We start from the raw sequence: 15,926 nt of genomic DNA, 5'->3' as shown, positions 1-15,926 counted from the left end.
CTACATTGCCCGGCATGGTTTCCCAGCCGGGCTTTGTGTTTCCCAAACCAAATGACAAGTGGCTGTCTTTTAGTTGCGTTCGAGGTCGATATCGATACCCAGCGAACGGATTTCCTTGACCAGCACGTTGAACGATTCCGGCATGCCGGCGTCGATCACGTGGTCGCCCTTGACCAGGTTTTCGTACACTTTGGTACGGCCATTCACGTCATCGGACTTGACGGTCAACATCTCTTGCAAGACATACGACGCGCCATACGCTTCCAGTGCCCAGACTTCCATCTCACCGAAACGCTGACCACCGAACTGGGCTTTACCACCCAGCGGCTGCTGCGTTACCAGCGAGTAAGGACCGGTCGAACGCGCATGCATCTTGTCATCAACCAAGTGATGCAGTTTCAGCATGTGCATGACGCCAACAGTCACCTTGCGCTCGAATGCTTCACCGGTGCGACCGTCATACATGGTCACCTGGTTTTTCGACGGGGTCATGCCAAGGTTCTTGGCAATCGCGTCAGGGTAAGCCAGGTCCAGCATGCGGCGGATCTCTTCTTCGTTGGCGCCGTCGAACACTGGCGTGGCAAATGGAACACCTTTTTTCAGGTTTTCCGCCAGCTTCATGATTTCTTCGTCGTCGAACGCGTCCAGATCTTCAGCGCGGCCGTTTTCGTTGTAGATCACGGTCAGGTACTTGCGCATTTCTTCAGCTTGCGTGTGCGCCTTGAGCATTTCGCCGATGCGGATACCCAGACCCTTGGCAGCCCAGCCCAAGTGAGTCTCGAGAATCTGACCAACGTTCATCCGTGAAGGAACGCCCAGCGGGTTCAGCACAACGTCGGCTGGCGTGCCGTCGGCCATGTATGGCATGTCTTCCACAGGAACAATACGGGAAACCACACCCTTGTTACCGTGGCGACCTGCCATCTTGTCGCCCGACTGCAGGCGGCGTTTCACGGCCAGGTACACCTTGACCATTTTTTGCACGCCTGGTTGCAGCTCATCGCCTTGCGTCAGTTTCTTGCGCTTCTCTTCGAAGGCCAGATCGAACTGGTGACGCTTCTCGTTGATCGATTCCTTGATCGCTTCGAGCGCTACCGCTGCATCGTCGTCCGCAGGGCGGATGTCGAACCAGTGGTATTTGTCCAGATCAGCCAGGTAGTCCTTGGTGATCTTGGCGCCTTTGGCCAGCTTTTTAGGGCCGCCGTTGACGACTTTGCCAATCAGCATTTTTTCCAGACGCTGGAAGGCATCACCTTCAACGATACGCATCTGGTCGTTCAGATCCAGACGGAAGCGTTTCAGTTCGTCATCGATAATTTGCTGAGCACGCTTGTCGCGCACGATGCCTTCACGGGTGAAGACTTGCACATCGATCACGGTACCGATCATGCCCGAAGGCACGCGCAGCGAAGTGTCTTTCACGTCCGATGCTTTTTCGCCGAAAATCGCGCGCAGCAGCTTCTCTTCCGGGGTCAGCTGGGTTTCGCCTTTTGGCGTTACTTTACCAACCAGGGTGTCGCCAGCCTGCACTTCAGCACCGATGTAGACGATACCGGACTCATCCAGACGTGCCAGCTGATTTTCAGCCAGGTTCGAAATGTCGCGCGTAATTTCTTCCGCGCCCAGTTTCGTGTCACGGGCAACAACCGACAACTCTTCGATGTGAATCGAGGTGTAGCGGTCGTCTTTCACGACATTTTCCGAGATCAGGATCGAATCTTCGAAGTTCAGACCATTCCATGGCATGAAGGCCACGGTCATGTTCTGGCCCAGAGCCAATTCACCCAGGTCGGTCGATGCGCCATCGGCGATCACGTCGCGCTTGGCAACACGGTCGCCCACTTGCACGATAGGACGCTGGTTGATGTTGGTGTTCTGGTTCGAACGGGTGTACTTGATCAGGTTGTAGATGTCGACGCCCACTTCACCAGCGGTTGCTTCGTCATCGTTCACGCGAATCACGACACGGCCCGCATCGATGTAATCGACGATACCGCCACGCAAGGCTTGCACGGTGGTGCCCGAGTCGACCGCAACAGTGCGTTCGATACCGGTACCGACCAGCGCTTTTTCCGGACGCAAGCAAGGCACAGCCTGGCGTTGCATGTTGGCGCCCATCAATGCACGGTTCGCATCATCGTGTTCGAGGAACGGAATCAGCGAGGCAGCGACGGAAACGATCTGGCCTGGCGCCACGTCCATGTATTGGATGCGCTCTGGCGACACGAGGATCGTTTCGCCAGCTTCACGTGCGGAAACCAGTTCATCGGACAAGGTACCGTTCTTGTCGATGGTCGCATTCGCCTGGGCGATGATGTAGCGGCCTTCTTCAATCGCGGACAGGTAATCGATCTGTTCGGTGATCTTGGAACCTTCGACCTTGCGGTACGGGGTTTCCAGGAAGCCGTATTCATTCAGGCGGGCATACAACGCCAGCGAGTTGATCAGACCAATGTTCGGACCTTCCGGTGTCTCGATCGGGCAGACGCGGCCGTAGTGAGTCGGATGCACGTCGCGCACTTCAAAGCCGGCGCGTTCGCGTGTCAGACCGCCGGGTCCCAGAGCCGATACACGGCGCTTGTGGGTAATTTCCGACAGAGGATTGGTTTGATCCATAAACTGCGACAGCTGGGACGAACCGAAGAACTCGCGAATCGCGGCCGAAATCGGCTTCGAGTTGATCAGGTCGTGCGGCATCAGGTTGTCCGCTTCGGCTTGGCCGAGGCGTTCCTTGACGGCGCGTTCAACACGCACCAAGCCGGCGCGGAATTGATTCTCAGCCAGTTCGCCCACGCAACGTACGCGACGGTTACCCAGGTGATCGATATCGTCGACTTCGCCGCGGCCATTGCGCAGCTCCACCAGGATCTTGATCACGGCCAGCACGTCTTCGTTCGACAGGGTCATGGCGCCCGTCAGTTCATCGCGGCCAATGCGGCGGTTGAACTTCATGCGGCCCACGGCCGACAGGTCGTAGCGGTCCGAATTGTAGAACAGGCCATTGAACAACGCTTCCACCGAATCTTCGGTAGGCGGTTCGCCTGGACGCATCATGCGGTAGATCGCCACTTTCGCAGCCATCTGGTCGGCGGTGTCGTCGATACGCAGGGTTTGCGAGATGTAGGCGCCTTGATCCAGGTCGTTGGTGTACAACGTTTGGATGTCGGAGATGTTGGCATCGCGCAGGCGGCCCAGCAGGTCTTCGGTCAGCTCATCGTTCGCGGAAGCGACGACTTCACCGGTGTCGCCATCGACGATATTCTTCGCCAATACGCGGCCCAGCAGGTAGTCTTCCGGTACGGAAATGTGCTTGATGCCGGCAGCTTCGATATCACGCACGTGCTTGGCGTTGATACGTTTGTCTTTCAGGACCAGGGTCTTGCCCGACTTGTCGACGATGTCGAAACGCGCGACTTCACCGCGCAGACGCTCGGCAACGAATTCCATCTCCGCGCCTTCGGAGCGCAGGTTGAAATTGTCGAAGACAAAGAAGTTGGCCAGGATTTGCTCGTGCGACATGCCGATGGCTTTGAGCAAAATCGTCACTGGCATCTTGCGGCGGCGGTCGACGCGGAAGAACAGGATGTCTTTCGGGTCGAACTCGAAGTCCAGCCACGAACCGCGGTAAGGAATGATACGCGCGGAGAACAGCAGTTTGCCCGACGAGTGAGTCTTGCCGCGGTCATGTTCGAAGAACACGCCAGGCGAACGGTGCAGCTGGGAAACGATAACCCGCTCAGTGCCGTTGATGACGAACGAACCGGTGGTCGTCATGAGCGGCAATTCGCCCATGTAGACTTCCTGCTCTTTCATTTCCTTGACGACTGGCTTGGTTGGCGATTCCTTGTCCAGGATCACCAGGCGCACTTTCGCGCGCAGCGGCGACGCGAACGTCAGGCCACGTTGTTGACATTCTTTGACGTCAAAGGCTGGATCGCCCAGGACGTACGACAAGAATTCGAGACGCGCAAAACCATTGTGCGAAACGATAGGGAAAATCGAAGTGAAAGCCGACTGCAGGCCATCATTCTTGCGGCCGGACGGTGCTATGTCCTCTTGCAAGAAGCTATGATAAGACTCGAGCTGGGTCGCCAGCAGGAACGGAACGTGGTGAACGTTGGCGCGCTTCGCGAATGATTTGCGAATGCGTTTCTTCTCAGTAAATGAGTAGTGCATGGACACTCCGTGAGTGACAGAAAGGATAGAAAATTCAGGTTTTGCAAGTGTTCGTTTGCACCGCTGCGTGTGACACAGACGAAACCTCAAGGCTCTGCTTTCCGGCTTGAATCGAATAAAAACTGCGGCTACAAATACATGACAAATACGATGCGGACGACAAAGGAGCCAAAGTCGGATTTCCCCCCTTGCGAGGGGAAACCTCAGACTTTGACTCGGGCGCTAACTGACGCCGGTACAGATATTACTTGATCGAAGCGGTCGCGCCGGCTTCTACCAGTTTCTTCTGTGCTGCTTCAGCGTCAGCTTTCGACACTGCTTCTTTCACAGTTTTTGGTGCGCCATCGACCAGGTCTTTAGCTTCTTTCAAGCCCAGGCCGGTGATTTCGCGAACTGCTTTAATGACGCCAACTTTGTTTGCGCCGAAGCTGTCGAGGATGACGTTGAATTCGGTTTGTTCTTCAGCAGCTGCTGCTGGGCCTGCTGCAGGACCGGCCGAAGCCATTGCTGCTGCGGACACGCCGAATTTTTCTTCGAATGCTTTAACCAGGTCGTTCAGGTCCATTACGGACATGGCGCTAACTGCTTCCAGGATATCGTCTTTGCTAATTGCCATTTTGAAACTCCTAAATTTATTACGTTAGTTACATCAGATTGGTACTGAGAGAAAAAAGCGCACGCAATTAAGCGGCTGCTGGGGCTTCTTCTGCTGCTGCTTCTTCTGCAGGAGCTTCGGCGCCTTCGCCTTTTTTCGCTGCCAGGGCAGCCAGACCACGTGCAAAGCCCGAAACCGGAGCCAGCATAACGCCCAACAACTGCGCAATGAGGACTTCACGGCTAGGAATGCTCGCCAACGCGGTGACAGCAGCTGTATCCAGCGGCTTGCCTGCGTAGTTACCTGCTTTGATGACCAGTTTGTCGTTGGTTTTAGCAAAGTCAGCGATGACTTTAGCTGCTGCAACGGCATCGGCCGAGATCGAGTAGATCAACGGGCCGGTCATGGCATCTGCCAGGCTGGCGAATGCGGTACCTTCAACGGAGCGACGAGCCAGAGTGTTTTTCAACACACGCAGGTACACGCCTTGGGCACGCGCTTTAGCACGCAGTTGCGTCAAGTGACCAACCTGGATGCCACGATATTCGGCCACGACGATCGTTTGCGCATTTGCTACTTGTGCGGAAACTTCGGCGACGACGGCCTTTTTGTCATTCAGATTGAGACTCACGGTCAACCTCCTTAAATGATGTTCGGCAATCACAACCGAGTGGTTGAGCGCCTTGCATCGGTTCGAACACGGCGTCCGAAGTCAAGAAGTACTAAACTGAGCGGATACATTCACGCAGCATGAGGACTACAAAACTTGTTCGGGTACACCATCTGCGTTGGGCACTCCCCGTTGCCAGGAAGCCTATTAACCTTCTGCACATGGAGTCGCAGTCGGCCCAACGGTCTTTGATTGTCTGCCTGCACGGTGCGAACACCGCGCAGACAGCCCAAAGATGCGCCCACAGCGCCCGGAGGCGCGTGGGACTTGATTCTCTACTTAAGCTGCCAGGCTAGACTGGTCAACACGGACGCCAGCGCCCATGGTCGACGACAGCGAGACTTTGCGCAGGTACACGCCTTTGCTCGATGCTGGCTTGGCTTTGTTCAGGGCGTCGATCAGTGCGACCAGATTCGATTTCAGATCTGCGTCAGCGAACGATTTACGGCCGATGGTAGCGTGAATGATACCGGATTTGTCGGTACGGTACTGAACTTGACCGGCTTTCGCGTTTTTCACGGCGGTAGCAACGTCAGCAGTAACAGTGCCAACTTTCGGGTTAGGCATCAAGCCGCGTGGGCCCAGGATCTGACCCAGGGTACCAACGATACGCATGGTATCTGGCGAAGCGATAACGATATCGAAAGGCATGTTACCGGCTTTGATCGACTCAGCCAGGTCTTCCATACCAACGATGTCGGCGCCGGCTGCTTTAGCAGCTTCCGCTTTTTCGCCCGACGCGAAGACAGCTACGCGTACGGTTTTGCCGGTACCAGCTGGCAGCACGACGGAGCCGCGCACCACTTGGTCGGATTTCTTAGGATCTACGCCCAGTTGTACCGATACGTCGATCGATTCATTGAACTTGGCCGTTGCGCATTCTTTGATCAGAACGACAGCGCTGTCGAAAGCGTACACTTTGGTACGGTCGACTTTGGCTTTCAAAGCCTTGATACGTTTGGATAACTTAGCCATTATACAACACCTTCCACCGTGATACCAATCGAACGTGCGGAACCAGCGATGGTGCGTACAGCAGCATCCATGTCGGCAGCGGTCAGATCAGGGGTTTTCAATTTAGCGATTTCTTCAGCTTGTGCGCGGGTCAGCGTACCGACTTTGTCGGTATGTGGCTTCGGCGAACCTTTGGTGATCGCTGCAGCTTTTTTGATCAGGTAGGTTGCTGGAGGCGTCTTCATCACGAAAGTGAAGGACTTGTCCGCAAATGCCGTGATCACGACTGGGATAGGCATGCCTGGCTCGAGACCTTGGGTCTGCGCGTTGAACGCTTTGCAGAATTCCATGATGTTCAGGCCACGCTGACCCAGAGCTGGACCGATTGGTGGGGATGGGTTTGCTTTACCAGCTGGAACTTGCAGCTTGATAAAACCAATGATTTTCTTTGCCATGATGGCTCCTATCTTGGATTGAGTAGTAGCGCCCCGCCGATCCTACCCTGGCGGGGCTCCTCTGACCGGATTTCGCTGTGACTGCCGCGACGCTCCTGGTGGCGCTGATACAACTTAAACTTTTTCGACCTGGCCGAATTCGAGCTCTACTGGAGTAGCGCGGCCGAAAATGGTGACCGATACGCGAACCTTGGATTTCTCGTAATTGACTTCTTCGACATTGCCGTTGAAATCGGTGAACGGACCATCCTTGATACGCACTTGCTCGCCCACCTCGTACAAGGTTTTTGGACGGGGCTTTTCAACGCCTTCTTGCATTTGCTTCATGATGCCGTCGATTTCGCGCGCAGAGATCGGCGTCGGCTTGTTCGACTTGCCACCAATAAAGCCTGTAACCTTGCTGGTGTTCTTGACCAGATGCCAGCTCTCGTCCGTCATTTCCATTTCAACCAGCACATAGCCGGGATAGAAACGACGCTCGGTAACCGACTTCACACCATTCTTGACTTCGACCACTTCTTCGATCGGCACCAGGATCTGGCCGAACTGGTCTTGCATGCCCGCGCGCTCGATGCGCTCGGTCAGTGCGCGCATGACGCTTTTTTCCATGCCGGAATAAGCATGCACGACATACCAGCGCTTGCTGCTCACTGGCACGCTCAGCGCTGCACCAGCATCCGCTACCGGAGCGTCGCCCGGAACGGATTCGTCCGCTGCTTCATCATGCACATTTTCGCTCATTATTTTTTCCAACCCAGAATTACGTCATACAACAAAAACTCAAGCAATTTATCCGTGCCCCACAGGAAAATCGCCATTACCAGCACAAAGGCAAACACGATCGCAGTAATCTGCGTGGCTTCTTTGCGGGTAGGCCAAACGACTTTCTTGGTTTCGCGCACAGCTTCTTTGGCGAAATTGAGAAATTCACGGCCGGTCGTCGAGACATACAAGAGCGCAACAGCAATAACCAAACCAGCCACAAGCGCGCTTGCACGCACCAGAGCTGGTTGGCCTGCCAGGTAATAAAACCCGACTACTCCTGCAATCGCAGCCACTATTGCCAGCGCGACTTTTATCTTGTCACTCGACGTGCTAACGGTTTGCACGGATTGATTTGACATTTTTCTACTTTCGGTGCCCTGCACCTTGACGGTGGCAGGGACGGAGGGCATCGAACCCCCAACCTTCGGTTTTGGAGACCGACGCTCTGCCAATTGAGCTACGTCCCTACGTAAAACTTTCGAGGAGTGCTATTCTACCACCCAGGACGCCCCAGGTGGAAGCATAACATTTCCTTATGCGAGGATTTTTGCAACCACGCCGGCGCCGACGGTACGACCGCCTTCACGGATAGCGAAGCGCAGGCCTTCTTCCATCGCGATCGGGTTGATCAGCTTGACGGTGATCGACACGTTATCGCCTGGCATGACCATTTCTTTGTCTGCTGGCAACTCGATCGAACCAGTCACGTCCGTAGTACGGAAGTAGAACTGTGGACGATAGTTGTTGAAGAATGGCGTATGACGGCCGCCTTCGTCTTTCGACAGAACATAGATCTCGCCGGTGAAGTGTGCATGCGGCTTGATCGAGCCTGGCTTTGCCAGAACTTGACCACGTTGCACGTCTTCACGCTTGGTGCCGCGCAGCAGCAGACCAACGTTGTCACCGGCCATACCTTGGTCCAGCAACTTGCGGAACATTTCCACGCCGGTGCAAATGGTCTTGACGGTATCGATAATACCAACGATTTCGATCTCTTCGCCGACTTTAACAATACCGCGCTCGATACGACCGGTCACAACGGTACCGCGACCCGAGATCGAGAACACGTCTTCTACTGGCATCAGGAACGCACCGTCAATAGCGCGCTCTGGCGTTGGGATGTACGAATCGAGGGCATCGGCCAGACGCAGCACTGCGTCCACGCCCATTTCGCCTTCTTTGCCTTCCAGCGCCATACGTGCCGAACCTTTGATGATAGGCACGTCGTCGCCAGGGAACTCATACTTCGACAACAGCTCGCGCACTTCCATTTCAACCAGTTCCAGCAGCTCTTCGTCATCGACCAGGTCGCACTTGTTCAGGAACACGATGATGTATGGAACGCCAACTTGGCGGGCCAGCAGGATGTGTTCGCGGGTCTGTGGCATTGGGCCGTCAGCTGCGGAGCATACCAGGATCGCGCCGTCCATCTGCGCGGCACCGGTAATCATGTTCTTGATGTAATCGGCGTGGCCTGGGCAGTCAACGTGAGCGTAGTGGCGGGCAGCCGTTTCGTACTCAACGTGGGCGGTGTTAATCGTAATACCGCGCGCTTTTTCTTCCGGTGCTGCATCGATCTGGTCGTATGCCTTAGCTTCGCCGCCGAATTTCTTCGACAGAACCGTTGCGATTGCAGCGGTCAGCGTGGTTTTACCGTGGTCGACGTGGCCGATGGTGCCGACGTTGACGTGCGGCTTGGTCCGTTCGAATTTACCTTTTGCCATTTTGAACTCCTAATGATTTGATTAGATTGCTCAGGCACACGCCCGACGGTCTGGTTTGAATTGCTTCTGTGCTGCCTGCTGCGAATTCTGGTGCCCTTGACGTGGATCGAACACGTGGCCTCTCCCTTACCAAGGGAGTGCTCTACCACTGAGCTACAAGGGCTGTAATTTGTTGCATGCGATGCATCAAGCATCTGAACGGAAACTGGAGCGGGTGAAGGGAATCGAACCCTCGTCGTAAGCTTGGAAGGCTTCTGCTCTACCATTGAGCTACACCCGCGAGGTATCGTTCACTTTATCTTCACTTACTTGCTACTACCCAGTTTTCCTTGCAAAAACTTGGTGGAGGGGGCTGGATTCGAACCAGCGTACTCATAGAGAACAGATTTACAGTCTGTCGCCTTTAACCACTCGGCCACCCCTCCGCGGGAACCGCAGAGTATGAAGCATCCACTCACAACTGTCAACCTTATTTACTGATGCCTGACTGCTGCATTTGCATATAAAGAAGAAGTTGGCTGCTTCGGGGCGTGATTATAAGCTCCCAAATTAGTAATGTGCAAGGCTTGGCGCGAAAAAGTCGTCTTTTTTCGCATTTTTTTTCGCTACCCTGCCGGCAAGCCGCATTTTGCCGTCATTCGCCCTGTGTTTTTCTGGTTTACCGGGCGTCAGGCGGGTGCATCCAGGAGTTGCCATGGGGCTTATATTTACGCAATAACTGCTGATGCAGGCCAGAAAGGACGGGCAATTTGGGGTTGCGCGGGTCCAGGCGGCGCACACCGGCAATAAAAGTCAGCGCCTGCTGCCCCATGCGCGCATCCCAACCCTCGTGTTCCAGGCATTTCAGCACCGCCACGGCGGCGTTGAACACCACTTGCGGGTTGTCGGGCAGGCGCGTGACGGCCTCGCCCATCAGCTCGACGGCGCCGCGGAAATCGCCCGCGCCTGCCCTGGCTGCGCCGGCCGCCACCATGTCGGCCACTTCCTGGCGGCTTTGGCGCGCCAGGGCCTTGGCCAGCTCCTCGCGCCCCGCGTCTTCAAACACGGCCATGGCGTGCGTCATGGCGGCGCTGTCGGCGGCATTGCGCATGACTTCGCGCATCACCTCGGCGGCGCCATCTTCGCGCCCGTGCGCCAGGCAGTGGCGCGCCAGCTCTGTTTTGAGCATGTTCGAGCCGCCCACGCTGTGACGGTTGGCAGCGAGGGCGGCGTCGAGCGACTGCAGCAATCGCTCGGCGTTGCCCGTATGCGCATGCAGCATGGCGCTGCACAGCGCGCTGCACAATTGGGTGTTCTTTTGCCCGCCCATCGACTTGTCGAGGTCGCGGATGACAGCGCCCGCCTGCAGCGGATCGCCCTTGCGCACCAGGGTCTGCACCAACCGCACATGGTCTTCCGGATCGCGGAACTCGGAATACCTGGCCTTGCTGACCACCAGCTTCAGGGCTTTTTCCGCCATCTCGATATCGTCGGCCGCCAGGGCCGCCTCGCCCAGGCGGCGCAAACGGCGCACGGCATGCGGCGACAGTGCCACCGCATCGCTCAGGGCCGCTTGCGCCAGGTCGGGCTTGCCTTGCGCCAGATGCGTGCGGGCCAGCCAGTCATACGCATCGAGGAAGCGCTTATTGTTTTCCAGCAAGCCTTCCAGCGTGCCCTGCGCCGTTGCATACTCGCCCAGCATGAACTGCGTCTTGGCCTGACCCAAACGCGCCCAGCCGATGGCCTTGGCGTCGTACAGCGCCGCATAGATCGGCTCCGCCTCAGCCGCTTCGCCCAACAGCAGATGCAGCTCGGCGCGCAGGCGCAGGAAATCGGTGGCATAGCGCGGATACAGGCTGGCGCCCTCGGCGCAGGCGGAAATCGCCGCGCGCTCGTTGCCGACGTCGATCAAGGCATACACGGGCACGAAGGCGTTGCGCTTGTCGAGCGCACGGCCGATGCGCTCCAACATGTTGTCGGCGGTAAACGGTTTCAGGATGTAGTCGGTGGGCAGCAGCTCGACGGCGCTGACCACCTTGGCGAAACTGCCTTCGCCCGTGACCATGAAAAACATGGTGGAAGCGTGTATCAGCTTGTGGTGGCGCAAGTCTTCCAGCATCTGCTGGCCATCCTGCCCGCCTTCGAGGTCGTACTCGCACAGGATCAAGTCATATGCTTTGGTGCCCAGCATGCGGACCGCCTGGCCCGAGCTGCCTGCGTCGTCGATCTTTGCCAGGCCGCACAGGTTGAGCATGTTGTGCAGGCTCGAGCGCATGCCCGGATGCGGCTCGATGATCAGTGCGCTAAGGCCCTTGAGTTCTTTCATGTCGTGATGTCCGAAATCTCCGCGGCGCGCCACACTGGTGCGTGGCGCCAGCCTGCAGAGGCTGCCGAGTATATGACGGCGCCACGCACAAGGGAATGGCGCGGCGCCGAAAATCGGCAACTCAGGCGGCGGCGCGCTCCGGATGCCACAGTTCCGGCTCGTTGTCGATCAGGTCGAGCAGTGCCAGCACCACTTGCGGGTCGAACTGGCTGCCGCTGCGCTCTTCAATATACACGCGTACCTGCGGATACGGCCACGCTTCCTTGTAGGGGCGCTCGTGCAGCAGCGCATCGAACACGTCGACCACGGCAACGATGCGCGCCGCTACGGGGATGTCGCGCCCCTTGAGGCCCTGCGGATAGCCGGCGCCATCGAAATGCTCGTGGTGGCCGCCGGCGATCTGCGCGCCATACGTCAGGTAGCTGACGCCATCGACCATGTTCGCGGCCCGCTCCAGGATCGTGCGCCCGACGCTGGCATGCAGTTGCATCTGCGCCCGCTCCTCGTCCGTATGCCGGCCCGGTTTCAGCAGGACGGCGTCCGGCGTGGCCACCTTGCCCACGTCGTGCAGGATGCTGGCCAGGCCGATCATGTCGAGCAACTGCGGCGTCAGCTCGTCGGCATACACGCCGCGCTGCTGCATGCGGCGGGCGATGGCGTCCGACAGTTGCTGCACGCGCCGCACATGGCCTCCCGTGTTGCTGTCGCGGAACTCGGCCAGGTCGGCCAGGGCCACCACGGTGGCTTCTTGCGCCTTGCGCAGCTGGCCGAACATGTACAAGTTGTCAAAGGCGGCAGCGATGCGCTGGCAAAACACTTCCAGCAAATCGCGCTGGATCTGCGCCAGCGGCCAGGGCGGCGTGACGGAGATGGCCAGTTCGCGGTTGCCTTCCGTGTGAATGAACAGCACATTGGCCGGATGCTCGAACTGGCTGCGCTTTTCTGCAAACGCCTTGTCGATGGTCGGCGTCAGCGCATGGTCTGCCGGCATGGCCTCCGACTCGGCCAGCATGGCATAAGTGCCCGTGGCGGCCACCACCTCGGGCCGTCCGGCGCCGCCCTGCATCACGCACAGCACGCCATCGGCGCCCACGTCGAGGATGGCGCTGACCTGGTTCAGCACGCCGGAAGCAAATTCGCGCAGCGAATGGATCTGGTACAGATTGGTGGCGCCGGCGAGAATCTTGCCCAGGCCGATGCGGCTGCGTTCGAGCATCATCAGGCTCTCGTAGGCGCGCAAGGCCGAGATGACGGTGGTAAACAGCTTCTGTGTCGTCAGCTCCGTCTTGGCCTTGTAATCGTTGATGTCGTATTCGATGATGACGCGCTGCTCGGGCGCCTGGCCCGGCTGGCCCGTACGCAGCACGACGCGCACGATGGAATTGTTCAGCTCGGCGCGGATACGCTTGGCGAGGATCAGGCCTGCGTCATCCGTTTCCATCACCACATCGAGCAGCACCAGCGCGATATCTGGCGTGTCGCGCAAGATCTCATATCCTTCGCGGCCGCTGTAGGCGGAGAACAGCTCCAGTTCACGGCCCTTGAAACTGACATTGCGCAGCGCCAGCCGCGTCACCGCATGCACATCGACGTCGTCATCGACGATCAAGACCCGCCACAGGCGCTGGTCGGGTGCGGCCAGTCCGGCAGGACTCGCCACCGGCTCATCCTCGTCGAGCAGCCAGTTCTCATCTGCATCGGCTTTGAGGTCGGTCATGAATACTCCTAAGGGATAAGGTCGATGTGGGCGCTGCTTTGACGCCTATCAAGCATAATCAGATTAGATGCTGCTTACAACAGGATTCTGCGTGCCACCTTCGCCGTTGGCCGGGCTGGACGCGGGTGCCGCTGTGTCACTCTGCGGCTTGGCGCCACAACTGTCCTGGCCGGGCCCGACGGCCTGGTAGCGCACTTCATACTTGCCCGCGCTGAGCTTCTCGACCGTCAGCTTGTCATGCGCCAGCAGGTAAATGTAGCGCACATTCGCGCGCCGCTCCAGGTCATACAGCTTGACGAACACGGGCGCCGCATTGGCACTGTTGTCGATGCTCAGCGCCAGTTCATCGCCCTTGTTACTGACCGGAAAACCATCCACATAGCCGGACTGCGCCGGCCATGGCTCGCCATTCGGCGCCACCAGCGCGGTCGGCTGGTCGGTGCCATCGCACACGGGCTTGCTCGCTTTCAGGACCAGTTGGGACACTGCCTGCATGCGGATCTGGGGCGTCCTGGCCTGCGCCGGCTCGGCTGCATACGGCTTGCCCACGGCCCAGCTATCGACGGCCACCGCTTCCGGCTTGGCCGCTGGCAGCAAGCTGGCCTCGCCATCGACCGGCGCCTCCTTGTGCGGCTTGCCGCCATCGCGGGCCAGGCCATTCCAGGTCGTCGCCAACGCAGTCGGCATCGGCTGGGCAGTATCGAGCATCAGCAAGGCGCCCAGCCAACCGAACAGCAGACAGACAAGCAGGCTCAGCCACCAGCGCCAGTTGCGCCAGATCGGCAACGGGCCGCGCCGCGCCTTGCCCGTCGGCGGCGGCACATCCTGCGCCCAGGCGTGTTCATGCTGCTGGGCAGGGCCTTTCGGCCGGCCATCCCTGGACTTGCCTTCGTCGTGATGGGTGCTTTCCAGCCATTCGATTTCCCATTCCTCGGCGGCGATCCACTCGTCGTGCTCGCGGCGGCGTTGCGGGTCGGACAAGGTGCCATACGCGCTGTTGAGGATCGCCATGATGCGGGCGGCCTTTTCGTCGCCGGGATTCTTGTCTGGATGGTATTTCTGGCTGAGGGCCTTGTACGCGGCACGTATGACTTCCTGCGGCGCCAGGCGCGCCACTTTCAGGTTGTCATAGTGTGTATGTATCTTTCCCATCGTTCTATCTTGAAATCGGTGCGCGGCGACGGGTTCTTGCAGGATGGAACCGTGCTGTATCGGTCATCATATACGATATGACAAGTTAATAACCGCGGCGCAGAGGAAATTGCAGGGCGAGACTGCCCTGCCTTGACATTACAAGCGGTGGCTGCGGTCGCCGGACAACAGGGGCGCCGGCAACCCCACCTGGTGCCCGACCACCAGCACCTTGAACAATTCGCCCATCTCGGCTGGCGACAGCAGTTTCTGCACGGCACTGGCCTGCGGCAAGTACGTCTTGACCTGTTCGGGGTCCGTGCGCAGCAGCAAGTCACCGATACCGGCGCCCAGCAGGAAGGACGCCTGGTTCATGTAAGCGAGCACATCAAGGCCCGCATCCTGCGCCGCCACGGCCATGGCCGTGAAGTCGACGTGGGCGGTGATGTCCTGCAAACCGGGCAAGTAAAACGGTTCCGCGTGGGCGTGGTGGCGGTAATGGCACATCAGGGTGCCCGTGGCGCGCTGGCCCAGGTAGAACTCGTGCGCGGGGAAACCATAGTCGAACAGCACGGCCGCACCGCCCTTGCCAGCGGTGAGCATGCGCGCCAGCGAGCGCATGAAGCCGCAGGCAACGCCATGGATCTCGCTGACATAGCCGACCGGCAAGTCGTCCGCATCGGGCACCTGGGCGGCGATCTGCGCCGCGACGTCTTCGCCGGCGGGGCGCTCGATGAAGACGAACTTGCCATCGGCGATGCTGACATCGAGCTCGCACCAGCCATCGGGCGTCTTGCTGATCAGGTTGACGGGCATGGCGTCGAGCACTTCATTGCCGAACACGGCGCCCTCGAAAGCGTCGGGGAAGCCATCCAACCATACCACTTGCGGGAAGGCGGCCAGCGCCAGCTCCTGGCGCGCGCGCAATTCGCCGGACAATTCGACGATCGCGTACTGTTGTACAGGAATGCCGGCATTTGCCGCTTCGGTCAGGATATCGAAGGCCAGTTTGCCCGTGCCGGCGCCGAATTCGAGGATGCGCGGGGCCGTTTGCGCCATAATAGCGGCTGCCACATGGGCCAGCGTGGCGCCGAACAGGGGCGAAATTTCCGGCGCAGTTATAAAATCGCCATCTTTACCCAGCTTGGCGGCACCGCCGCTGTAATAGCCGAGGTCAGGCGCATACAACGCCAGCTCCATGAAGCGGACAAAGGGAATGGCGCCATCATTGCGCGCGATTTCAGCGGCAATTTGGTGCTGCAAGGCATGGGACGCGGCCAGCGCGTCGCTATCGGGTACGGGAAGAGACATACCCGCATTGTAGCGAATCGGCCGGGCAGCCCGCCAGTCGTGGCCATTAGTGGCCATTAGTGGCCAGTACTGGCCAAGCTCACTTCACACACAACGACAGTAAAGACATGATTCCAGCATCGC

At 58.4% G+C, this 15,926-nt stretch carries 12 protein-coding genes and 4 tRNA genes; all 16 read right to left on the bottom strand.

What is annotated here, in order from left to right; translation table 11 throughout:
* Positions 1 to 69: 69 nt before the first annotated feature.
* The 16 genes from rpoB to ACQ4W6_RS00355 all read right to left on the bottom strand — a co-directional run bounded on the left by rpoB (position 70) and on the right by ACQ4W6_RS00355 (position 15,803).
* Positions 70 to 4,176 carry a DNA-directed RNA polymerase subunit beta gene (rpoB, locus tag ACQ4W6_RS00430; protein ID WP_436565232.1) on the bottom strand — a complete coding sequence of 1,369 codons (4,107 nt, stop codon included), beginning with the start codon at positions 4,174 to 4,176 and terminating at the stop codon, positions 70 to 72.
* A 244-nt stretch (positions 4,177 to 4,420) separates the two neighbouring features.
* Positions 4,421 to 4,792, bottom strand: a complete 372-nt coding sequence (rplL, locus tag ACQ4W6_RS00425) for a 50S ribosomal protein L7/L12 (protein WP_010394320.1) — start codon at positions 4,790 to 4,792, stop codon at positions 4,421 to 4,423.
* 67 nt (positions 4,793 to 4,859) lie between these two features.
* A complete protein-coding gene (gene rplJ / locus ACQ4W6_RS00420) occupies positions 4,860 to 5,402 on the bottom strand; it encodes a 50S ribosomal protein L10 (protein ID WP_071079796.1) in 543 nt (180 codons plus the stop codon).
* A 318-nt stretch (positions 5,403 to 5,720) separates the two neighbouring features.
* On the bottom strand, positions 5,721 to 6,416 hold the full coding sequence (gene rplA / locus ACQ4W6_RS00415) for a 50S ribosomal protein L1 (protein ID WP_436565231.1): 696 nt from the start codon (positions 6,414 to 6,416) through the stop codon (positions 5,721 to 5,723).
* Positions 6,416 to 6,850, bottom strand: a complete 435-nt coding sequence (gene rplK / locus ACQ4W6_RS00410; RefSeq protein WP_034753131.1) for a 50S ribosomal protein L11 — start codon at positions 6,848 to 6,850, stop codon at positions 6,416 to 6,418. The genes rplA and rplK overlap by 1 nt, the downstream gene beginning before the upstream one ends.
* A 114-nt stretch (positions 6,851 to 6,964) precedes the next feature.
* Positions 6,965 to 7,591, bottom strand: a complete 627-nt coding sequence (gene nusG / locus ACQ4W6_RS00405; protein WP_307779525.1) for a transcription termination/antitermination protein NusG — start codon at positions 7,589 to 7,591, stop codon at positions 6,965 to 6,967.
* Positions 7,591 to 7,974 carry a preprotein translocase subunit SecE gene (gene secE, locus ACQ4W6_RS00400; RefSeq protein ID WP_010394308.1) on the bottom strand — a complete coding sequence of 128 codons (384 nt, stop codon included), beginning with the start codon at positions 7,972 to 7,974 and terminating at the stop codon, positions 7,591 to 7,593. The genes nusG and secE overlap by 1 nt, the downstream gene beginning before the upstream one ends.
* Positions 7,975 to 8,006: 32 nt before the next feature.
* A tRNA-Trp gene (locus ACQ4W6_RS00395) sits at positions 8,007 to 8,082 on the bottom strand.
* Positions 8,083 to 8,148: 66 nt separating this feature from the next.
* A complete protein-coding gene (tuf, locus tag ACQ4W6_RS00390) occupies positions 8,149 to 9,339 on the bottom strand; it encodes an elongation factor Tu (RefSeq protein WP_436565230.1) in 1,191 nt (396 codons plus the stop codon).
* A gap of 88 nt (positions 9,340 to 9,427) precedes the next feature.
* Positions 9,428 to 9,502, bottom strand: a tRNA-Thr gene (locus ACQ4W6_RS00385).
* Positions 9,503 to 9,545: 43 nt separating this feature from the next.
* Positions 9,546 to 9,619: transfer RNA gene (locus ACQ4W6_RS00380), tRNA-Gly, on the bottom strand.
* Between the two features lie 60 nt (positions 9,620 to 9,679).
* A tRNA-Tyr gene (locus tag ACQ4W6_RS00375) sits at positions 9,680 to 9,764 on the bottom strand.
* 233 nt (positions 9,765 to 9,997) lie between these two features.
* Positions 9,998 to 11,644, bottom strand: a complete 1,647-nt coding sequence (locus ACQ4W6_RS00370) for a response regulator (RefSeq protein ID WP_436565229.1) — start codon at positions 11,642 to 11,644, stop codon at positions 9,998 to 10,000.
* A 121-nt stretch (positions 11,645 to 11,765) separates the two neighbouring features.
* Positions 11,766 to 13,361, bottom strand: coding sequence for a DUF3369 domain-containing protein (locus ACQ4W6_RS00365; RefSeq protein WP_436565228.1), 1,596 nt, complete (start codon positions 13,359 to 13,361; stop codon positions 11,766 to 11,768).
* 63 nt (positions 13,362 to 13,424) lie between these two features.
* The gene (locus ACQ4W6_RS00360) at positions 13,425 to 14,513 is read right to left on the bottom strand and encodes a J domain-containing protein (RefSeq protein ID WP_436565227.1); all 1,089 of its coding nucleotides are present in this window, start codon (positions 14,511 to 14,513) and stop codon (positions 13,425 to 13,427) included.
* 138 nt (positions 14,514 to 14,651) lie between these two features.
* Complete coding sequence (locus tag ACQ4W6_RS00355; protein ID WP_436565226.1) at positions 14,652 to 15,803, bottom strand: class I SAM-dependent methyltransferase; 1,152 nt, start codon at positions 15,801 to 15,803, stop codon at positions 14,652 to 14,654.
* Positions 15,804 to 15,926 lie beyond the last annotated feature (123 nt).

Source organism: Janthinobacterium woesei (genome assembly GCF_051380875.1).
Classification (GTDB): Bacteria; Pseudomonadota; Gammaproteobacteria; order Burkholderiales; family Burkholderiaceae_D; genus Janthinobacterium.
The sequence above is the reverse complement of the archived record's forward strand: the minus strand, read 5'-3'. Positions and strand labels throughout refer to the sequence as shown.